Consider the following 22,081-nt stretch of genomic DNA (forward strand, 5'->3'; position numbering starts at 1 on the left):
CGCCGTAAATAAAAAAAGCTTCTTTACATAGAGACGTTATATGAAACAGACCCTGGAGTTAAGCTCCAGGGTCTGTGCTAATCTGTAGCATGCTGATGGGCCGCACCGCTTTCTTGCGCCTTGGCATCGACGTTCGGTCCGTTTAATAGCCGCTCTTACCATAGACCAATCTAACCTGTCGCAATCTCGCTCCAATGAGATGTATCTGTAGTACCTATTGAAAATAATTTGTGTGGTTTTGATAATAGAATGAAATGTAACGGTTCATGTTTATGTAACATACAATGGAATATAGAGTGAAAGGAGGGTAACAATGCTAAAAGATACCAGATCTTGTTTTTGCCATGAAGAAGAGTCGCAAACTCATGTGCATGAATTTTTAGGAAGCACCAAGCTAGCGGAACTGGAGGAAGATCCGCACAACCATCGTTTTGCCGGGGTTTCACGTGAAGTTATCCCATGCGGCGATCATGATCATGTACACAATATAAAGACAAGGACAGACTTCTTTGAAAACCATTTTCACGAAATCTGCGTTCAGACAGAAGAAGATATTGATGTAGGTGATGGAAAGCATGTGCATTTTGTATCTGGGACGACCGAAGAGGCTGATGGCCATACGCACGATTTTGTTTTTGCCACGCTGATTGAAAACCCAATCGGGGATTAACCTTGGCTGTAAATGTTAACAGCAAAGCCGCTAAGTCTGCTGACTTAGCGGCTCAATATATTTCTGTAAAGAATCCCGTTATCCTCTTTCGCCTCACTAATACATAAAACGGTAATCTGTTGCTACCCACTGGCAGATTACACAAATCAGCTACTCTGATTCCGGTTACCGGATACTACCTTTTCCGATTCTATGCCAAGAACAGGAAAGTTCCACCTATACTTAATACAGCAAAGCCGCAAACCGGTCGTGATGCTAAAGCAAAGATATAAAGGAATATTGCCAGCAAAGTATATCTGGGAATATCTTCTCTCGGCGTCTTTAGCTTCTCTCACCATTGCCCCACTTCATCTGTCGTGACGTCTCCCCCATAAGTAGTTTCTCAATAACCTCTTGGTAGTAGTGACCAACTGAATAATTTGCGTCATTTTGATAAATATTATCTATAAATCAGTAAATATTTTTTTGAGGGGGAATGACTTATGGGTGAAGGCGTAATGTCGCAAGCATCGAAGGATAAATTGGCTCATGATCTTGGCTTTGGTCATAAGGTAGAGGACGGGGATTGGTGAGATGTATCTAAATAACCTTTTTTAACAGAATAGCTTTTGTCATAACGGCAATACTATACACAGGCTTCCGAAAAATAAATACTGGAGGTGGCTGTATATGGGAAAAGTTATGTCAGAAGAAACAAAATATAAATTAGCGCACGATCTTGGTTTTGGTGCGAAAGTAGAAGATGGAAATTGGGATGACGTTACCACTGGTGAAGTTGGTTCTATGGTCAGAGAAGCTATCAGACGTGGTGAACAGGCAATGGCTGAAGAGGCTAAAGCAAATGGCGCAGTTCATCAAAATGCAAAATAACGAAAGATGCCCCGAAGTTATAGACTGTATCCCTAAAAACGGACATTGAGAAAACAGGCCTCCTGTCGTAGGATAAATATGACAGGAGGCTTTTTGTATGGGAAAACATTATGGCCAAATCATTATCAAAGATGTATTACGAATGAGAGCGGAAGGCTTAACTAATCGCCACACGTAATTATAATATTCTCGGTTCTTAAATAATTCCTTAAGTTTATTTTGATAAAATTCTTCATTTTCAGAAGCCTTAATAGTTGCGTATTCAGAGAATGTTGCGACTGCTTCATGTACATGTCGGGATGCTTTTAAAAGTTCTTCAGATATATGATCGAATTGAATGGCTTTACTTTGTATTCTCCACGATAGTTGATCAATCATATAATGTATATTTCCATAGATTGTTGAAGTTGTTAAGCAAAAGTGTGTTGTTTCATGTACTTGGATATAAATCAATGATTCTAAATTTACTTCATATGGATCATATCGCATAATTCTACTAAAGTCGAATAAGCCTTGTATTCGATAATTTTCCAGTCTGTTATTTCCATCGAAAAAAGATGTCATAGGAGAGAACCTCCGCTTATATATGATTATATCCTTTCTTATCTATAGCTTTGAAATTCCCTTCATTTTTATTGAATCTGAATAGTTTCCGGGTAAATATTATATATTCTCTTTTGACAAATATGATGAAGGTGGCTGAATACGGGAAAGGTTATGTTTTGAAGAATAGGCAATGGCCGAGGAAGCGAAAGCAAATGTGGCGTAGCATCAGAATGCAAAATATATATTAATTTGGTAGGAGTTTTGTGATTTTATCCGAAATAAGAAATAGCAAATAAAGGTAGTGTCGATAACCCCAAGGAATAAGTTGCCCTAATTTATTGAGTATGGAGAAATCAATATATGATTAAGCAAGAAGGTATAGTACGAAGAAATGATTTGAATCTACGAGTAGAATGTATTGGACTAGAAACAGAAATCTATCAAATAGATACATTTGGGTTTGTAATATATTGTGCTAATTACAAAGGTGATTTCGAAGAATTGGCAAAGACTTTCGATTATTCGATAAGGCAAATTGGGACCAATGTTGTTCTGACCGATCAAAGGCTAACAAAATATCTAAAAAAGATAGATAACATTCCTTTGTCAAATGTAGTAAGTGAATTTAATGCAACCTGTGTGACCAAAAGTGATTTGGATAATTTCATACGAAGCAAGTTTTACGCAGTAGATATTTCTAATATTACAATTCCGAGAACAGGGATTGACTTTGAAATCCTTATTGAGGTTTCAAGGGAAACCGAAGAAGCTCAAATAGAAATAATGACAAGCTATCTTTTGAATTCAGATTTGGGCACAGATAAGATAACAATCAAATATGAAAATAATGATTTTAAGGAATTATTGAAAGATGATATTACGAAGGCAAACACAGAAAATGAAAAGGTTAAGCAATTAGAAGATAGTTTTAAAGTCATGCAACTAAGTCTAAATAAAGATCTTCCATTTATGATTAACGAAGCTGATCTTTGGTTTGAGCATGCTGAAGATATATATACTGGCAAAATGATAAGAAATGATCTGTATTTTTATAGAGGAGATTCGTTAAAGTGCTTTCTTGATTTTTCTGTCTTCGATAATATCGACTTGCGTAATGTATTATTATTATATGATACGGTGTATATAGCACTTCCCATTGAAGCACATTTAATCAATTTTTTGGAACAGCAAAACATGACTATTTCAGACTTGATTGAACTTGTAGATATGGGAAAAGTTATTTTGTTTTTGCCTAATTTAGAAACCAGGTATGATAAAAATCTCCTTTTAGAAGTATATAAATGTAATCCAACTGCTATTGTTGGCAGACGTGGTATAAATACATTACTGGCGTCTTATTTGGCTGAAACAAAATATCAATATGAAAAACGTTTACCAGGGATATACAAAATAGCGTCAGATATATATATGAAAGGTGTGGAACAGAGAGACTTTACTCTGCAAAATATAGCTCGTCTGATAGCTTGGCCAATTACTGCAACGGCGGATAGCTTTCGTTATTTGAATCAGAATAGCCCGATGGCAGTGAGTAATTTCGGTATAAATAATGTGATTTACGAAAATATAAAGAACTACGACGAGCAGGAGAAAATCTCATTTGAATTAACTGTCAATTCATTAAGTACACACATTGCAACAGCATTGCAATCCACTTACTTCCCGTTTCAGCAAGATGGGAAAGATGGTACAAAATATTCTGATGCGGGAATTTCTAATATATTAGGAGATTTTTTGAAACTGTATTGGTATGACTCAGATAATATAGAGAATATAAATAATTATTATCACCAGAGCAATGAGGATTTTCTTAAGTTATTTGAATGTAAACATAATATAAAAATTTCAAAAGTTGCTTCTTTGGCAGATGAGTATAATACACAAAGGGGCTTTCGGGATCTTTTGGTTAGACTGAGTCATTCAGATGAAAAACTACGTAAAAGTAAAATAAAGGAATATAACGACCTTTTATTTGAAGTTGGTAAAATCCAAAGCAATAAAAATGGTGGTTTTTTAAAGTTTATGTTGGGTAGCGCTGGTTTTTTGCCACTTAACTATGAATTATCTTTTGTGCTATCATTGATAGGAATAATAAAGGATAAGGTAGATGATTCTACAGTAATGATGAAGCTTGCAGAAATGAAAGCTATTGAAAAGTGTATTAAAGATCAAGGTGTGATGAATCCTGAAAAGCAAAGTGTAGAAGATATTTATCTACTTGATAAGATATCTCGTGTTGCAATATTAAAGTAATGAATTGAACCGTCCGTATTGCTTTTTTGGACACTGAGAATACCAATAAAAGCAAGTTAATTCTATGGCGCGTTGAGTATGTAGCAGAGAAGAAAAAGCAAAAAAGGTTATATACAAACATCTCATTGGAGCGACGTGACGACAGGTGAAGTTGGCTCAATGGTAAGAGAAGCGATAAAACGCGGCGAAGATGCCATAACTAAGGAAGCAAAGGTAAATGGTGCGGCGCATCAGAATGCGGAATAAATGAGAAAACCCTCGAAGTTCAAAAAATGAGCTTCGGGGGTTTGTGCTATATGGAGTGGGTGTATGGTGTTGGTAATATTACTTAATTTTCTCCAGTAAACTGTCGATATAATAAGTAATGGAAGTACGGATGGAGTGGGGAGTATGGCGATTGATCAAACCGGCTTGAATAGTTTGTTGACTACCCTTACGCCCAAAAATAATATGGCGGCCTTACGGGAGCAGCGTGTAAATCTTTTACAGAAACTGCAGCAAAGAACGGACATCGGTAAAACGGACGGTGGCCAGCAGCAAGCAGGAGATATAAAACAAGAGATCCACGAATTGGCTGCAGTCGATCAACAGATTGCTCAGGAAATGTATGATGAGATATCCAAAAGGCTGGAGGAGGAAAGACTGGAGCGGGAGGCTGCGTTTGCCAAAAAGGAGCGGGACAGGGAACGGGCGCTGGCCAAGCACGAGCGTCTCTTAGAAAATAGAAGTATGAGTAAACTCTTGTCTGCTGCCGGTAAGGCTAGCCATCCGGGAGAGCCTTATATCGGTGCCTTTAGTGGCGGCAGCCAGGGGGATAAAACCTATGTCTCTGATGCTGACCATGACCTGCGAGAATCTGTGCAATACGGGATTGCGGCGGCGGAAGTCGCTACGCGCCGGAAAAACGCGGAGGCCAAGGCACAAATCGAGGAAAGAACCGAAAAGAGACAGGCAGCTCACAGGAAAAAGACCAAGCGCGTCAATATAATGGTTTGAGGAAGCTCCGATAATTCTCTTCTTCCCATGGTTGCGGCAAAGCAGGTCATCTCCAACATCCCTTTAAGGAGAAAGGCTAGGAGGTTTTTATTATTGGACCAATAAGCCATGTAAAAAGGTTATATGCAAACATCTCATTGGGGTGACGTAACTACAAGGGAAGTTGGTATGATGGTTAGAGAGGCCATTAAACGTGGCGAACAAGCAATGGTGGAGGAAATGAGGTAGAAAGTTCAAATCAGCGTATAAAGCGAATTTGAAGGTTCTAAGACTATTAGAAAAAGCGAGACGTAATGTCTCGCTTTTTCGCTCTAGGACTTGTATGGTTGGCTATGGCTGAGTTTGTCATCTATTATATCATCACGAGAATAGAACCTGGCGTCATATCACTATAAAAGGTTGCTCAGATATGTTGGGTCAGTCATTTCATGGTAAGTTTTCGCAATTCACAATACCAATGTAATTGATCGGCCAATGAAATTCTATTTAGTCCGCTTGGTGAGGGAAGAACAAAATCGGCGATTCCGGGGACAATACTGTCGTGTTGCAGGCCGCAAACGACTTCTTTTTTTGCAGCAAACTCCCGATACACACCGATACCGGCATAACAGGCGACTTTTGGCCGATATGTAGCTAGTTTACGCTTAAGGACTTTGCCGCCTTCGAGATATTCTGCTTTACTGATTTCGGAAGCTGCTTTGCTGGGGCGAGCCACGATATTAGTAATGCCATAGCCGAAGGACAATAATTCGTCGCCTTCTTCTGGTTTAAGCTGGCGTGGTGTTAGTCCTGACTCTGTTAACAGACGCCAAAAACGATTTGAATGACCGGCAAAATGTTTGCCGGTTTCGGCGGAACGCAGACCGGGATTGAATCCAATAAATAGGATGCTTAGTTGGGGTTTAATAATATCTGGCACTGGTTTCATGATTTCGCCTCTTTTCAGAAATACTATGGCTAGATACGAATTACGAGAGGTGAGTTCTATGTTTATGAGTTGGTTAACGATGAAGATGTTGGACCCGATGCTCGATGAAGCTACGGCTAAAATGCTAACTGAAGATTATCCTGATAATCCGTTTTTGTTGGTTACCGTTGCTGAAAAGCTCAGCCCGCGGGCCTTAATGGAGGCTGGCATGCGGGCGGAAAGCGGCAAAGAATTGTCGCGCCCCTTGGGCAGCCCGATTGTGCTTTCGCCTTGGGATAAAATCCTATTAAATCCAAAGCAACTGTTTGCGACAACGATTGAAGACTACACACAGGTCGATACTAGGACAATGATCGGTCCGAAAGCGAAAAGACCGCTGATCCTCGATATTCCGATCATGATTACCGGTATGTCTTATGGTGGCTCTCTTAGCTTGCAAATGAAAATGGCCTTGGCAAAGGGGGCCGCTATGGCAGGCACCTCGACAAATACCGGTGAATCGGCTGTGACTAACGAGGAACGTGATAGTGCAAAGTTCCTGATCGGGCAGTACCATCGGGGCGGCTGGCTCAGTGGACCTGAGCAGCTCAGCCGGCTTGATGCGATTGAAATTCAATTAGGGCAAGGTGCCTGGGGCGGGGCTGTCGATGAACCGATGACGTCTGATCAAATCGGAGAGCACTTGCGTGAAGCTTGGCACTTAGAGCCTGGGCAGGATGCGACAGTTTACGCTCGCATGCCAGGAAAGTCTACCCCCAAAGATATTATCACCATGATTAACAAGATGAAGTCCGAATATGATGTTCCCGTCGGCGTTAAGATTGCCGGAACAGATTATATTGAATACGAACTTGCGGTCATTGCTCAGAGTGAAGCCGATTATATTGTTGTCGATGGTTCGGAAGGAGGAACGGCGACTGCTAATCCTACTTTACAGGATAATGTTGGACTGCCGACGCTGCATACTCTTGTCCGTACGATTGATTGGCTGGAGCAAGCGGGTGTAAGAGATCGATTCAGCGTGATTGCGGCTGGCGGAATTACCACTCCAGGGCACTTTTTGAAAGCGCTGGCAATAGGCGCAGATGCTGTCTATATTGGCACAATCGCCTTAATGGCTGCGCTGCAGGCTCAGGTTGTGAAGGCGATGCCGCAAGCGCCGCCTGTTCAAATGGCTCTCTATCAGGGCAGATTGACCGATAAGCTGGATATTGATAACGCAGCCCGGCATTTGGCAAACTTCCTGACTTCTTGCAAGCTTGAAATGCAACTAGCCGCTCAGGCGGTTGGACGCTACTCGCTGCAAGAGCTTGATCGCAGCGACCTCGTCACGGTGGAACCGGACTTAGCAGAGTTTTTGAACATTCGTTATGCCGCTAGTCCCCGATCCGAGAAACAGCCGCAAAAGCAACAACCTCAACAAAGCCGCCAACCGCAGGAGATAAGTAACAGCCTACCACTTCAATAATCCTACAGGAGTCCGTGCACTAGCACGGGCTCTTTTTAAAAACGTCTAGAAGGCTATAACAGTAGAAGTACGTTAGCGCGAAGCGGAGGTAGAATTATCTCTTTGCGCACTTTGCGTGCTTTGCGATCTTTGCGCTATAAACGTTTCCCCGTTCACCAAAAAGAACAAACAGCTGTTTTTCTTAACGGTTTTTTGTTATTTTCGCGTAAAATCTTCACCTATATTGTATTGTTGAGCAGGAAAAAACAGGACATGACAGAACTATCCATAAGTAATACAATTATTGAGAGAAATGGATGGTGCCAATGGAAGACAGGCAATTAACCGTGTTGGTTTGCGATGATTCAATTTTGGTTCGCAAACAACTAAAGGATTTGCTGGAAGATTTAGGTTGTGAAGTGCTTGAAGCGAAAAACGGGCTTCATGGGGTTGAATTGTATCGGCAGGAAAAGCCGCATGCAGTTTTTTTAGACATTGTCATGCCAGAGATGGATGGGATTCAAGCGCTGCAGGCAATTCGTGAGAGTGATAGCCAAGCCAAGGTTGTTATGGTGTCCTCAGCTGCTACAGCCAGCCATGTAAAGCAGGCTTTGCGGTTGGGCGCGTTTAGCTTTATCCAGAAGCCCTACACCAAAGAGGAAATTAGTCAGGTTATCCTGTCAATCCGCAAATAGAGGTGATGAGCATGTACAATCAATTTTTTGGCCAATTTTTGCTGCAGAAAGGATTATTGACCGCTGAACAGCTCTGTTGCGTCTTTGAAGATGAAGCCTCTGTACGGGTAAAGCTGGGTGTGCTGGCTATTGACAAAGGCTGGATGACCGCCGTTGAGGTGCGGGAAATACATGACCTGCAGAAAACCATGGATCAGCGTTTCGGCGATTTAGCTGTCAGCAAGGGCTATTTGAATTCTTTTCAAGTTGAAGAACTTCTGCAGGCTCAGCGTTCCCGCCATTTGTCACTCAGTCAGGCGATACTCGACCGCGGTTATCTCAACCTGGCCGAATTGACGCCTGTACTGGAGTTGTACAAGGCGGAAGCCGCTTTAGGCATAGACGATAGTAAAGAGGACTTTGACAGTATCTTGCCGCTGGTACTGGACCTTTCTAAGCTAGGGCAGGTGCAGCAGGACTTGTATCCTCTCTATACAGGCTTGTTTCTACGCAATATCGTACGCTTCCTGCAAGTGACGCCAGTACTGGAGAAAGCGGATGAACTCACCGGTAAGACTGACGATTGGTTTGTTTCTCAAACACTGAAAATTGATAATAAACAGCTGCTGACCGGGCTTATTTTGCCAGAGAAGACTCTAGTTCAGCTTGCCGTTGCATATAGCGGGGAAGCAATCACTGGGGTGAATGATTTGGCGCTTGATGCTGCGGCTGAGTTTTTAAATCTGAATAATGGTATGTTCAGCATTACCATCTGCAATAGGGGCAGTGAGGCTGAGATGCTACCGCAAAAAGTTGAACAAGCGCCTGGTTTGTCTGTCAAACAGGGTTATGCTATGTCGATCGTCACCCCATTGGGGAGATTACAATTAGTTATTGCTGAACCCAAGCTATAGCAGACTGGACTACAAAAGCCGCTGCAGGCGGCTTTGTATATTTTAGCGGTATGAGTTTCTCAGGCTTGCCATACACTAGATAAGACCTGCATTTAATGAGTATAACCTTAAGAGGTAACAGGAGGAAAATTATGTATCAGTATACTGAGTTAGATCAAAAATGTGTAAATACGATTCGCATGCTTGCAGTGGATACAGTAGAAAAGGCAAAATCAGGTCATCCAGGTATGCCAATGGGTTCGGCGGCAATGGCCTATGTTCTTTGGACAAAGCTGATGCAGCACAGTCCGCATAATCCGGACTGGCCGGATCGGGACAGGTTTGTATTATCTGCCGGCCATGGTTCGGCATTACTGTATTCGTTATTGCATCTTAGCGGTTATGACCTGGGGTTGGAAGACTTGAAGGCATTCCGGCAATGGGGCAGTAAGACTCCTGGTCATCCTGAGTACGGGCACACTCCTGGCGTCGAAACGACAACCGGGCCGCTTGGGCAAGGGTTGGCCAACGCGGTCGGGATGGCAATGGCGGAACGCTTTTTGGCGGCAAAGTTCAATAAACCGAGCCATGAATTGGTGAATCACTATACTTATGCCTTGGTTGGCGACGGCTGTTTAATGGAAGGCGTTACCCACGAAGCGGCCTCCTTGGCCGGCACACTAAAACTTGGTAAATTAATTTGTCTCTATGATGATAATCATATTTCTATTGAAGGCAGTACCGATTTGGCTTTTACAGAGGACACAGTGAAACGCTTTGCAGCCTATGGCTGGCAGACGCTCGTTGTTGAGGATGGCAATGATTTAGCTGCTATTGATGGGGCGATTCGAGCCGCCCAGGCTGACCAGGAGCGCCCAAGCTTTATCGCTGTCCGCACCGAGATCGGCTATGGCAGTCCTAATAAACAAGGCAAGGCAAGCGCACATGGTGAGCCGCTTGGTGCAGCAGAAATCAAGTTGACCAGACAATTCTACGCTTGGCCTGAAGAACCGTTCCATATTCCTGAGGATGTGTTAGGTCATTTCCGGCAAGTTCTCGCTCAAGGAAAAGAGTGGGAAAAGCAGTGGTTGACTGCCTTCGCCAACTATGAGAAAGCCTATCCGGCCGAAACCGAGCTTTGGAGCCGGGTGATGGCGGGCATGTTGCCGGTTGATTGGGAACAGACGCTGCCCGAGTTCTCCGCTGATCCGAAGGGGACAGCCACGCGCGCCGCATCTGGTGATATTCTACAGGCTGTCGCCGCTAGTGTGCCAAACTTGATCGGCGGCTCAGCTGATTTGGCGCCGTCAACCAAGACGCTGATTAAAGGGGAAGGCGACTTTAGCCCGACAAATTATGGCGCTCGCAACCTGCGTTTCGGAGTGCGTGAGCACGCTATGGGTTCGATTATGAATGGGTTGGCGCTACACGGCGGCCTGATTCCCTACGGAGCTACCTTCTTGGTATTTGCCGATTATATGCGCCCGGCAATCCGACTGGCTGCTCTCATGAAACAAAAAGTTATTTATATCTTTACCCATGACAGTATTGGCTTAGGTGAAGACGGACCGACACATCAACCAATTGAACATTTGGCTTCCTTGCGTATTATTCCAGGCCTGACTGTGTTGCGCCCTGCGGATGCGAACGAGACGGTCGCTGCCTGGAAGTCGGCAATGACGATTGAAGGCCCGGTTGTGCTGATCCTTAGCCGCCAAAATCTACCAACCATTGATCACTTGCGCTATCATGCCATTGGCGAAGCATCCCAGGGCGGTTATGCCATTGAACGCGGTGGTGATCAGCCTAATCTGATTTTAATGGCAACCGGATCAGAAGTGATGCTGGCTCTGGAAGCAGCGGATCAATTATTGAAACAAGGTGTTACTGCCCGTGTCGTCAGCTTGCCAAGCTGGGAACTATTCGAGCAGCAGACTGCCGAGTACCGGGAATCGATTCTGCCTGCCGCTGTTAAAGCGCGGATCTCAATTGAAGCAGGGGTTACGTTGGGCTGGAGCCGTTACACCGGAGAGTGTGGAATGACAATCGGCATTAACCATTTCGGCGCGTCTGCTCCGGCTGAAATTCTGTTTGAACAGTTTGGCTTTACAGCTAAGGCAATAGTCGAAGCTTCAACTAAACTACTAGGTAAATAAAGAAAAATATTCGTAAAGCGCCCCGGATCTTAGCGATCCGGGGCGCTTTATTCTTGCGGTGACGAGCTCTTATGAAGACCATGCTAACGGTTTTCTTAGGCTAGAACTCCTAATGATGTCAAAATATTCGTTCTATGATATGATTAGGAAAGAAGCTTCTGTTCGTAGAGGGGAAGAGAAGGATGGAAAATAACCGAGTTCTAATCGCAGATGATGAACTGTCTGTGCGGCGATTACTCTATGAGGTAGCTCGCAAAGCTGGCTATCAGCCATATTTGGCGGAGAATGGACTTGAGGCGCTCGAAAAAGCGCGAGAATTGCGACCACAAGTTATCATTCTTGATCTGAAAATGCCTGTTATGGATGGAATGGAGGCCTTTAGCTGTATTCGCAGCGAGCAGCCTGATGTGGCGATTATTCTTTTGACTGCTCATGGCTCAGCGGAAACGACAGTGGCGGCGATGAAACAAGGTGCCTTTGATTTTCTGACAAAACCGACGAATGTGGCTGAAGTGAGATCAGTCTTAGAACAGGCCTTTCAAACCCGGCATTTGAGCAAAACCGCTACTGCCAATGGCCTGACAGACAGTACAGCAGGCACAACACTGATTGGCAAAAGCGCCGCCATCCGTGCGGTATACAAAGCAGTAGGCAAAGTTGCTCCCACAAGCGCCACTGTCTTGTTGACTGGTGAAAGTGGTAGCGGCAAAGAGGTATTCGCCAAAACAATCCATGAAAACAGCCCGCGGGCCAACGCACCGTTTATTAAAGTAAATTGCGGAGCTCTGCCAGAGGGATTGATGGAGAGCGAATTTTTCGGTTACGAGAAAGGCGCTTTTACCGGAGCGGTTAGCCGTAAGCCAGGCCGCTTTGAACTGGCGCAATCGGGTACTCTATTACTTGATGAAGTGGGAGAACTAACGCCGTTTTTACAGGTGAAGTTGTTGCGGGTGCTGCAGGAAAAGGAATTTGAACGCGTTGGCGGCACACAGACGATAAAAGCTGATGTCCGTATTATAGCAGCCACGAATCGCGATTTAGAGGATATGGTGCGCAGGGGCGCCTTTCGCGAAGATTTGTTTTACCGGCTAAATGTAGTTCCTATTTATTTGCCTCCGCTGCGGGAACGTAAGGAAGATATTGCGCTGTTTATCGACTATTTTGTACGGCGTTTCGCCGCTGAAGCTAATCACGAAGCGCCTGTCATCGCTCCGGAAGCGATGGAGTACTTGTGCAATCATTCTTGGCCTGGCAATGTGCGCGAACTGGCTAATACCTTAGAACGATCAGTCATTATGTCTCAAGGGGTAATCGGCCTGCCTGACCTGCTGCGAGCTGACAGCGAGGCAACGCCCCAGTATATGACGCTTGCTTTGAATGGCTCGTTGCGTGATATCCTGCATCGGGCGGAAAAAGAAGTCATTTCGCGAATGCTTCGCGCGCATGAAGGAAATCGTCTAAAAACAGCTCAAACGCTTGGCATCAGTCGACGTGCCCTGTTTTACAAAATTGATGAATATGACCTTGTAGCGTCTAAATTTCTTGAGGAAGAAAACTTTGAACAGGGCTAATAATGTGAGTGCAAATTGCCGTTGGTAGAGACTCTACCAACGGCAATTTGCAAATAATCAGTCAAGTCCAAAAAATGTGTCAACTTCCCTGCTGTATTTGGGGGTAGTTTTTCTTTTCTGAGTTTACTGCAGATGGCATGATTTTTGCATTGCTTAAGCTGTAAGCCAGGTATTGTCGAATGGAGGTGAATGGTTTATCCGGTCTGGCTTGTTAATAAATAAGAAAGAAGGTTGATCTCATGCTTCAAAGGATGGCAACAGCATTAACTCGCTGGAGCACTCGTTGGGTTCCTGACGCTTGGGTAATTGCAGTAGTTCTAAGTATGTTTGCATTCGGCATTGCTCTGATTTTTACTCAATCCACCGTATATCAACTGATTCAATACTGGGGCAGAGGCTTCTGGACGCTTTTGGGCTTCGCCATGCAGATGTCTCTGATCATCATGACAGGCTATATTCTCGCCGTTTCGCCTCCAGTGGGGCGCTTACTTGACAAGCTGGCTGGCCTCCCTAAGACCCCGGCCGGATGCATCGCCATGATGGCGGCGTTCTCCATGGTTTCCGCTTGGATCAACTGGGGTTTTTCCATCGTCGGCAGTGCCGTATTTACCAAATACATCGGCCGCAAGCAGCGGGGTGTAGACTATCGGCTATTAGTCTCTGCAGCCTATTTGGGCTTGGGCACATTTTGGCATGCGGGATTATCGGCGTCAGCGCCGCTGTTGGTTGCTACTCCTAAACATTTCATGGAAGCAAAAATTGGCTTGATTCCTGTCACTCAAACTATTTTCCATCCTTTCAATCTGTTGCTATGTGCGACGATTTTAATTGCAATGACGCTATTCACCCCGAGACTGCATCCAAAACCGGAGAATGTAATTGAAGCCGATCCAGCAGCTCTTGGTGAAGAACAAGGCTTCCAACCGCCAGTGCTGCCTTTAAACCCGACTCCTGGTCAGAGAATAGAGCATAGCCCAATTATTAACTATGTAACTGGTATTGCCGGAATTGTCTGGTTGTTCTGGCATTTTAGCAAAAATGGTCCTCTACTCACTTTGGACGTAGTTAACTTCGCCTTCCTAATGATTGGCATCTTGCTGCATCGCACACCGGCGTCACTCTTGAAAGCAGCCGAAGAGGCTGGTACCTTCATATGGGGCGTTGTACTACAGTTCCCGTTCTATGCTGGTATTTTTGGCATCATCTCGTACTCCAAACTCGATAGCGTCATCGCTGACTGGTTCACAGCTATCGCAACAAAAGACACGTATGCATTGATCGTATTCTGGTATTCAGGCATTCTTAACTATTTCGTTCCGTCGGGCGGTTCGAAATGGGCGATTGAAGCACCATACGTTATTGAAGCTGGCAGAAACCTGGGCGTGCCTGACGCGCTGTCGGTTGTTGCTTATTCTTGGGGCGACATGGCCACAGACATTATTCAGCCGTTCTGGGCTATTCCTCTGCTGGGTGTTGCCAAACTAGGCTTCAAAGACATCATGGGTTATTGTCTAATCTTGTTCTTCGTCTACATGGTAATTACCTCGTTGTTCTTCTGGGCAGCGCCGTTGTTCTACCTCTAGACCTGCAGCGGCAAACGACCGAAAACAGATTGTATAAAAACGCAAACTGGATCACGGCTAGCTATAGCAGGTCGTGATCCAGTTTGCGTTTGCTTCGACAAATTAAAACGTCTGAATTTTTGGGAAGGAAAAAGCAGATAAAGAGCGAAACGGAGTATATAGGAAATATTCTGTACTATTAAAGGAGGGTATTTATGCGTACTGTCCAGGCTCAAGTCATCACAGAGGCTGTTGCCAAGCTATGTATTGACGCCAACTACTACCTTTCTGAAGACATCTTCAATGCTCTGACGCAGAGCAAGGAAAAGGAGGAGTCTTCCCTCGGTCGTGAGATTCTTGGTCAACTGGTGGATAATGCCTGCATCGCCAGACAAGAAGCCATGCCGATTTGCCAGGATACAGGCATGGCTGTTGTATTCATGGAGATTGGCCAAGATGTGCATATCGAAGGAGGCGACCTCAAGGCTGCTGTGGACGCCGGCGTCGCAAAAGGCTATAAGGATGGCTATCTGCGTAAATCAGTTGTCAATGATCCGATGTTTGTTCGCAAAAATACGAACGACAACACTCCTGCCATTTTACATATTGACATAGTTCCTGGCGATAAAATTCATATTACGATTGCGCCAAAAGGGTTTGGCAGTGAAAACATGAGCGCAGTCAAAATGCTGACTCCTTCGGCAGGTGTCGCCGGCTTGAAGAAATTTGTTACCGATACAGTTTCAGCCGCAGGCTCAAATCCCTGTCCGCCGATCGTAGTTGGTGTTGGCATCGGCGGTACGTTTGAAAAGGCAGCCTATTTAGCGAAAAAAGCGCTTTTGCGTCCGATCAACAAACGAAATACTGATCCGGTCTATGCAAAACTTGAAGAAGAACTTCTCGAATTAGTTAACAAGACAGGTGTTGGTCCACAAGGGCTCGGCGGCATAACTACCGCTCTTGGCGTCAATGTCGAATACTTTCCTACCCACATCGCCGGCATGCCGGCAGCGATCAATATCAACTGCCATGCCACCCGGCATGCGGAAGTAACGATATAAGGAGAGTGGAGAAAATGGCGGAACAAGTTCGCATTACCACCCCGCTGACGGAAGCAGCTGCTCGCAGTCTAAAAGCAGGCGATAGTGTGTTGATTACCGGGACTATTTATACTGGGCGCGATGCCGCACATAAGCGGCTAATTGAAACACTTGATCGCGGCGAGCCATTGCCTGTGGATTTCGCCGGGCAGATCATCTATTATGTAGGACCTTCCCCTGCTAAGCCTGGCCAGCCAATCGGGTCAGCCGGTCCGACCACTAGCGGCAGGATGGATGCTTATACGCCGAAAATGCTTGACCAGGGTCTAAAAGGCATGATCGGCAAAGGCTATCGTACAGCAGAAGTTGTTGAAGCTATGAAGAAACATGGTGCAGTGTATTTTGCCGCCACCGGCGGCGCAGCGGCGCTCATTGCAAAAAGCATCAAAAAGTATGAGATCATTGCCTATGAAGACCTTGGCACCGAAGCGATCTCCAAACTAACTGTTGAAGACTTCCCGGCTATTGTCGTGATCGATAGTGAAGGTAGAAATTATTATGAAGAAGGTCAAAAACCATATCGGAGGTTGTAAGTGTGAGTCAGACTGACTTTTACCTGCGAAGGCTTCATTCACTAACCGGCATTGTGCCGATCGGCTTCTTTCTCCTCGAGCATATCTTCACGATTTCCCGGGCCCTCGCCGGTCCGAAGGAGTTTGACGCTGCCACGGCATTTATTCAGACTCTACCTATGAAAGCGGCAATGGAGATTGGCTTCATTGCTCTGCCGTTGCTGTTTCACGGCATCTATGGATTGTACGCCGCGTTTATTGCCAAAAACAATGTGCTGACCTATTCCTACTTCCGTAACTGGACCTTCTACGCGCAGCGGATTACTGCCTATATCGCGTTTGCCTTCATTATTTGGCATGTATGGCTGCTGCGTTTTGGCGGCTCTGGTCTGGGGCAAGTCACGACATTTAAGGCAGTTTCCCAGGTGATGGCTGATCCTATCGTCCTGGCATTGCATGCCATCGGCTTGGTCGCCACCATTTTTCACTTCACCAATGGCTTATGGACATTCCTGATTACTTGGGGCGTCACAGTAGGCCCGCGCTCTCAGCAAATGAGTCAGTATGCTTGCTGGGGACTATTCGCACTGCTAAATATCGCTGGACTCGCAGCGCTGATGCGCTTTGCCGGCTAGGAGGGGGAGGAAAACATGAAAATCATCGTTGTAGGCGGCGGTGCTGCTGGCTTAATGGCCACGATGCGCATTGCTGAACTTGGACAAAAGGTAGATCTGTTCTCCGTCGTCCCCGTCAAACGCTCTCACACCGGCTGCGCCCAGGGCGGCATGAACGGCGCGCTTGACACTAAGGGACAGGGTGACTCACCACAGCAACATTTCATGGATACCGTGCTTGGCGGTGACTTTCTCGCCAATCAGCCGCCGGTAAAGGCGCTGTGCGACGCTGCACCGGAACTCATCTATATGCTTGATCGAATGGGCATGATGTTCACCCGTACAACAGAAGGACTTTTGGATCTGCGTCCATTTGGCGGCACCAAGCATAAACGGACAGCTTTTTCCGGCGCGACGACTGGTCAGCAACTCTTGAACACGCTTGATGAGCAAGTTCGCCGCTATGAGAGCAAGGGCTTAGTCAACAAGTATGAAGGCTGGGAGTTCCTGTCAGCCATCCTCGATGAAAACGGCGAATGCCGCGGTATTGTTGCTCAGAGCTTAACTGACATGAGAATTGAAGCCTTCATGGCAGACGCTGTGATTCTGGCCACAGGCGGCATCGGAATGGTGTTTGGCCGCAGCACAAATGGGACTATCTCTAATGGTTCCGCGTCATCCATCGCTTACCAACAGGGAGCCGTTTATGGCAACGGCGAGTTTATCCAAATCCATCCCACCGCTCTGCCGGGTGAAGATAAACGCCGCCTGATGAGTGAATCGGCACGCGGTGATGGTGGACGCATTTGGACCTACAAAGACGGAAAACCTTGGTATTTCCTTGAAGAATGGTATCCTGCCTATGGCAACCTGGTTCCCCGTGATGTAGCTGCCAGAGCCATTTTTAAAGTCTGCACCGAGATGGGGCTAGGCGTTGATGGCAAGAACATTGTGTACCTGGATGTATCGCATATTGACGCTAAAGAGCTTAATCGCAAACTAGGCGGTATCATGGAGATTTATGAGAAGTTTATCGGTGAAGATCCGCGCAAAGTACCGATGAAGATTTTCCCCTCCATGCACTACACAATGGGCGGTCTGTGGACAGATTACAGCCATATGACCAAGATCCCCGGACTGTTTGCAGCTGGTGAGTGTGACTACATGTATCACGGCGCTAACCGTCTGGGTGGCAATTCCTTGATGTCGGCAACCTATAGCGGCATGGTCGCCGGTCCGGCTGCGGTCAATTTTGTCAAAGGCCGGCAGCGTAAAGATCTGGCTTCTTCAACAGCTGATTCCTACAAAAAGAAGGAGATCGACGCTTACGAACAACTGTTGAAAATGGACGGACCGGAGAATCCGTATACCATTCACCGTGAAATGGGCGACTGGATGACTGAAAACTGCACAATTCAGCGCTATAACGCGAAACTGGCGGCGACTGACAACAAACTGCTGGAGCTGAAAGAACGCTGGCAGAGAGTGCACGTAGCTGATAAATCCCGTCACGCCAACCAAGTTGTTTTGTTCACCCGCCAACTCAAACATATGCTTGAACTGGCGCGCGTCATAACCGTTGGCGCGCTCAATCGCAATGAAAGCCGGGGTTCACACTTTAAACCCGAATTCCCGGAACGCGATGATGAAAACTGGCTTAAAACGACCATGGCTTCATATACGCCAGATGGTCCGGTCCTGCGCTATGAAGAAGTAGATACTTCGCTGGTGCAGCCGCGAGCCCGTCGCTACGATGTAGACAACTCGGCGTCCGCCAAGAAGGAGGCCAAGTAAATGAAGACCGTGCACTTGATTATCAAACGCCAGGATACACCGAACTCAGCGCCATATACCCAGGAATTCATGGTGCCGCATACTGACAATATGAATGTCGTGACTGCGCTGATGGAAATCCAGAAGAACCCTGTCACTAAAGATGGCCAAACGGTGAATCCGGTTGTATGGGAATGCAATTGCCTCGAGGAAGTATGCGGCGCTTGCAGTATGATTATCAACGGCAAGGCGCGGCAAGCCTGCTCAGCGCTGATCGCGCATCTGACACAACCGATTACGCTGGCGCCCTTGACAAAGTTCCCGGTCGTTCGCGACCTGATGATTGACCGCCAACGTATGTTTGACGCATTAAAAACAGTCAAAGGCTGGGTTAATGTGGATGGCACGATGTTGATTGGCCGTGGCCCGCGCATGGCGCAAAAGGACCAAGAAGAGGTGTATCCTATCTCTCGCTGCATGACATGTGGCTGCTGCATGGAATCCTGCCCGAACTATCATCCGGATTCCGCTTTCCTCGGGCCTGCCCCGATCGCCCAAGTGCAGTTATTCAATACCCACCCTATTGGCGCAATGCAAAAAGACGAGCGATTGGAAGCCTTAACAGGCCCTGGCGGCATCGCTGCCTGCGGTAATGCGCAGAACTGCGCCGCCGCCTGCCCCAAACAAATCCCGCTAACCGGTGCGATCGCCAAACTCAACCGTCAAGTTAATAAATTTACCTTCAGCAAGTTGTTCGACAAATAATAGTTGTGAGAAGAGTCCGCTCCAAACGAATGGGGCGGACTTTCTTTACTACTAGAATCTAAATCTCCGAGCGCGTCGAAGGCTTGTAGCGTAGGGCCAAAACACTAGCGCCACGAGACGATATGAGCGCCACTATGCGATATTAAATAATAATAGTGGTACATTTGTGCCGCTCGTGTTCATCGTACTTAAAACATCCTCGTCTTATCAAGACTTCGCTAGCGGTTTTTCTTGTTGAGAACAGTTTCGGCCTAATGTCATGAAAATGCCAGACAAATGTTATGAGTTGAGGCTGCATATATTTGTATAATTAATGGTGAAAAGCAAGCGTTTTGCCACGATGAGGAGGAAACCTATGCCGACAATTGTACGGATTGAGGGAACGGACCTAAAAGAACTTGCCGCTTTGAGCCAGGAGCTTTGTGGACGAGAAGCCAATATAGCTTGCCTGAAGGACACCTTAGAAAAGATAGTTCATAACCCGGATTATATCTTAATCGGAGCCAGAGACGATCAGCATCGGTTGATTGGCTCGGTAATGGGCATTATCTGCATGGATGTAGTGGGTGATTGTCGGCCGTTTGTAGTTCTGGAGAATCTGATTGTTAGTGAAAGAGCGCGCGGGTTAGGAATCGGCAAATTGCTGGTTAGCTATATTGAAGAACGCGCTCGTGAACGAAATTGCTATTACATCATGTTTGCTTCGCTTGCTAAACGCAAGGAAGCCCATCGGTTTTATGAAAGTATAGGATACGCTAAAGGGGTTGTTGAAGGGTTTAAAAAATATTTGTGATCAATATTTTTTCCCAGGGATATGATGATGAGTTTGCCGCATACTAAATTCATCATCATGTTGGAGGTGACATTCATGGCATTGTCTGGTGTAAAATGTTTGGTTTCAAATTGCAACTATTGGGAACAAGGAAATCAGTGTGATGCTTCCGCTATTGAGGTCAATGTGGACGGCGGCGGTCGGGAAGCGATTAAGAGCGATCAGACCAATTGCCGTACTTTTAAGCCTGCTAAATGAGGTTGAACAAAAACCCGGCGTAACCGGGTTTTTGTTTTTATTGCCATATGCTACAATTTGGACAGGAACATATTTTGGAGGTGTCTGCGTGAAGAGAGGATACATACTACTGACGCTGTTAGTGCTATTCGCTTACCAAAGTTTCGCACCTGTGCAGTGCTTCGCTTTTGAAACACGTCGGGTGGTGCTGGTCGGCCCAGTGGATACGGCGCGGTATCAGAGCAAAGAAATCAACAAAATTATTCAGGACAGCTGGAAACGAGTGTTTCGTTATCCTTTTTACGAAGTGACTGCCGAAATCCGTAGCATGGAGAAACCGATGAACAAAGCAGCTCTCGAGAAGTTGACTCGCGATCAGGATGCTGATATTGTGGTCGCTACAGAGATCGTTCGCCTGCACGACATCACCTACAACCGTGGTTTCTGGGATGACGAAACTTGGCAAGAAATTGATTTACTGTTAACGGTAAAGACATATGTTAGGGACAATAAACAGTACCAAGCCTTTTCTGTCAGACGTTGGCAAAGTGAGCCGCTTTCTATCAATAGTGGCGCGGCGCCGCTGATCAGTGATGCAATGGAGGAGGTTTTGCTGAAAGCGTCGTTCAAGCGTGTACCGCAAGAACTATGACAATACTTTCGAATTTCCCATAAATATGATTTATGTCACATATCCTTAGGCTAAATTGAGGTATGCTAACAATAGATTGAAGGAGGCGATGATCTATGTTGCCCAAAGGAGCAAATCTGCAAAAAATTCATAACGGTAAGAAGACGTATGCCGTAACCCCTCATCTGCCCGCAGGCTTTGTTAAACCAGATATGCTGAGAAAATACGCCGATGTGGCTGAAAGATATGGTGGCATCCTAAAACTGACTTCCGCCCAGCGGATTATGATCACTGCGTTGAAGGCTGAAGACATTGAGAATGTTTGGGCTGATCTTGGTATGGAGCCGGCGATGGGCTTTGCCAACTGTGTGCGCAGCATCAAAATCTGCCCAGGCATTGCTTTTTGTAAACGCGGCAAGCAAGACAGTGTCAAACTCGGTCTGGAATTGGATAAACGCTGGCACAAAAAGGAAATGCCCTCACGCATGAAATTTGGGGTGGCCGGCTGCGCTAACTCCTGCTCGGAAATATATATTAAGGACATCGGCGTAATGGGTACAGATGATGGTTGGGATGTCTATGTTGGCGGCAGTGCTGGCTCGCATCCACGTCTCGCTGAAAAACTGATTGAAGGCCTTCAATATGATGAAGTCTTGCAGATCGTGGATATCATTGTTGAATATTACCAGCAGTATGCCGACATTGAGCGTGTTGGTCAATTTATCGACCGAATCGGTTTTAAAAAGTTCAAAGCAGATGTGCTGGCTCGCTTTTATCAAGGTGTCAGTGTGACAAGTGAACCGGAAGTACCCCAATCAAAAGACAGTGATAAAATTGCTCCGATCGCCGGCGGCTTAACTGAAGGAACACTGGTAATTGGCGACAGGATTGCCCAAGACAGCATCATTGCTGATATTGTCCGGATTTACCCGCAGACCGTCCCTGTATTCCGCTCCTTCGGCATGGGCTGTCTCGGTTGTCCGTCCTCAGCCGGTGAACCAGTTTCGCGCGCGGCGGAAATTCACGGTTCTGATTTGGCAGATCTCTTGGCTGCTTTAAATGCAGTGATCTAACGATAAGTTCAAGGAGGATA

At 45.9% G+C, this 22,081-nt stretch carries 21 protein-coding genes; 19 read left to right on the forward strand and 2 right to left on the reverse strand.

Features of this window, described 5'->3' with window-relative positions; all coding sequences use genetic code 11:
- Positions 1–313: 313 nt before the first annotated feature.
- Together AXX12_RS11900 and AXX12_RS11905 are read left to right on the forward strand one after the other, a co-directional pair.
- Positions 314–670 (forward strand): YmaF family protein, encoded by a 357-nt coding sequence (locus tag AXX12_RS11900; protein ID WP_066242686.1) that lies wholly within the window; start codon positions 314–316, stop codon positions 668–670.
- A gap of 669 nt (positions 671–1,339) precedes the next feature.
- Positions 1,340–1,540 (forward strand): small, acid-soluble spore protein, alpha/beta type, encoded by a 201-nt coding sequence (locus AXX12_RS11905; RefSeq protein WP_066242688.1) that lies wholly within the window; start codon positions 1,340–1,342, stop codon positions 1,538–1,540.
- A 108-nt stretch (positions 1,541–1,648) separates the two neighbouring features.
- On the opposite strand, the gene AXX12_RS11910 is transcribed toward AXX12_RS11905, so the two are convergent.
- Positions 1,649–2,104 (reverse strand): hypothetical protein, encoded by a 456-nt coding sequence (locus AXX12_RS11910; protein ID WP_066242691.1) that lies wholly within the window; start codon positions 2,102–2,104, stop codon positions 1,649–1,651.
- A gap of 342 nt (positions 2,105–2,446) precedes the next feature.
- Here AXX12_RS11910 and AXX12_RS11915 point away from each other — a divergent pair, with 342 nt between their 5' ends.
- Positions 2,447–4,357: a hypothetical protein gene (locus AXX12_RS11915; protein ID WP_066242696.1), complete on the forward strand. Its 1,911-nt coding sequence runs from the start codon at positions 2,447–2,449 to the stop codon at positions 4,355–4,357.
- A gap of 390 nt (positions 4,358–4,747) precedes the next feature.
- A complete protein-coding gene (locus AXX12_RS11925; RefSeq protein WP_066242699.1) occupies positions 4,748–5,353 on the forward strand; it encodes a hypothetical protein in 606 nt (201 codons plus the stop codon).
- Between the two features lie 421 nt (positions 5,354–5,774).
- Here AXX12_RS11925 and AXX12_RS11930 read toward each other — a convergent pair whose 3' ends face one another.
- Entirely contained in the window at positions 5,775–6,281 is a 507-nt protein-coding gene (locus AXX12_RS11930; RefSeq protein WP_066242702.1) for a mismatch-specific DNA-glycosylase, read from the reverse strand.
- A 58-nt stretch (positions 6,282–6,339) separates the two neighbouring features.
- Between AXX12_RS11930 and AXX12_RS11935 the strand changes: the two genes are divergently transcribed.
- The 15 genes from AXX12_RS11935 (at position 6,340) to AXX12_RS12000 (ending at position 22,061) form a co-directional block, all read left to right on the forward strand.
- Positions 6,340–7,749, forward strand: coding sequence for an FMN-binding glutamate synthase family protein (locus AXX12_RS11935; protein ID WP_066242706.1), 1,410 nt, complete (start codon positions 6,340–6,342; stop codon positions 7,747–7,749).
- Between the two features lie 305 nt (positions 7,750–8,054).
- Positions 8,055–8,423, forward strand: a complete 369-nt coding sequence (locus AXX12_RS11940; protein WP_066242709.1) for a response regulator transcription factor — start codon at positions 8,055–8,057, stop codon at positions 8,421–8,423.
- A gap of 11 nt (positions 8,424–8,434) precedes the next feature.
- Entirely contained in the window at positions 8,435–9,316 is an 882-nt protein-coding gene (locus AXX12_RS11945) for a hypothetical protein (RefSeq protein ID WP_066242711.1), read from the forward strand.
- Positions 9,317–9,447: 131 nt separating this feature from the next.
- A complete protein-coding gene (gene tkt / locus AXX12_RS11950; protein WP_066242713.1) occupies positions 9,448–11,451 on the forward strand; it encodes a transketolase in 2,004 nt (667 codons plus the stop codon).
- Between the two features lie 182 nt (positions 11,452–11,633).
- Complete coding sequence (locus tag AXX12_RS11955) at positions 11,634–13,022, forward strand: sigma-54-dependent transcriptional regulator (protein WP_156478644.1); 1,389 nt, start codon at positions 11,634–11,636, stop codon at positions 13,020–13,022.
- Between the two features lie 239 nt (positions 13,023–13,261).
- On the forward strand, positions 13,262–14,605 hold the full coding sequence (locus AXX12_RS11960; RefSeq protein WP_066242718.1) for a short-chain fatty acid transporter: 1,344 nt from the start codon (positions 13,262–13,264) through the stop codon (positions 14,603–14,605).
- A gap of 194 nt (positions 14,606–14,799) precedes the next feature.
- Positions 14,800–15,645: a fumarate hydratase gene (locus AXX12_RS11965; protein WP_066242720.1), complete on the forward strand. Its 846-nt coding sequence runs from the start codon at positions 14,800–14,802 to the stop codon at positions 15,643–15,645.
- A gap of 14 nt (positions 15,646–15,659) precedes the next feature.
- Positions 15,660–16,217, forward strand: a complete 558-nt coding sequence (locus tag AXX12_RS11970) for a Fe-S-containing hydro-lyase (protein ID WP_066242721.1) — start codon at positions 15,660–15,662, stop codon at positions 16,215–16,217.
- Positions 16,218–16,219: 2 nt separating this feature from the next.
- Positions 16,220–16,831: a succinate dehydrogenase cytochrome b558 subunit gene (locus AXX12_RS11975; protein WP_066242724.1), complete on the forward strand. Its 612-nt coding sequence runs from the start codon at positions 16,220–16,222 to the stop codon at positions 16,829–16,831.
- Between the two features lie 15 nt (positions 16,832–16,846).
- Positions 16,847–18,604, forward strand: coding sequence for a succinate dehydrogenase flavoprotein subunit (gene sdhA / locus AXX12_RS11980; RefSeq protein ID WP_066242726.1), 1,758 nt, complete (start codon positions 16,847–16,849; stop codon positions 18,602–18,604).
- On the forward strand, positions 18,605–19,348 hold the full coding sequence (sdhB, locus tag AXX12_RS11985) for a succinate dehydrogenase iron-sulfur subunit (protein WP_066242729.1): 744 nt from the start codon (positions 18,605–18,607) through the stop codon (positions 19,346–19,348).
- Between the two features lie 355 nt (positions 19,349–19,703).
- Entirely contained in the window at positions 19,704–20,141 is a 438-nt protein-coding gene (locus AXX12_RS11990) for a GNAT family N-acetyltransferase (protein WP_066242731.1), read from the forward strand.
- A 75-nt stretch (positions 20,142–20,216) separates the two neighbouring features.
- On the forward strand, positions 20,217–20,378 hold the full coding sequence (locus tag AXX12_RS18795) for a DUF1540 domain-containing protein (RefSeq protein ID WP_074431357.1): 162 nt from the start codon (positions 20,217–20,219) through the stop codon (positions 20,376–20,378).
- A gap of 88 nt (positions 20,379–20,466) precedes the next feature.
- The gene (locus AXX12_RS11995; protein ID WP_066242733.1) at positions 20,467–21,009 is read left to right on the forward strand and encodes a hypothetical protein; all 543 of its coding nucleotides are present in this window, start codon (positions 20,467–20,469) and stop codon (positions 21,007–21,009) included.
- A 95-nt stretch (positions 21,010–21,104) separates the two neighbouring features.
- Complete coding sequence (locus AXX12_RS12000) at positions 21,105–22,061, forward strand: DUF1858 domain-containing protein (protein ID WP_066242736.1); 957 nt, start codon at positions 21,105–21,107, stop codon at positions 22,059–22,061.
- The last annotated feature ends 20 nt before the right edge of the window (positions 22,062–22,081 follow it).

Origin of the sequence: Anaerosporomusa subterranea (genome assembly GCF_001611555.1) — a bacterium.
GTDB classification, from domain to species: domain Bacteria; phylum Bacillota; class Negativicutes; order Sporomusales; family Acetonemataceae; genus Anaerosporomusa; species Anaerosporomusa subterranea.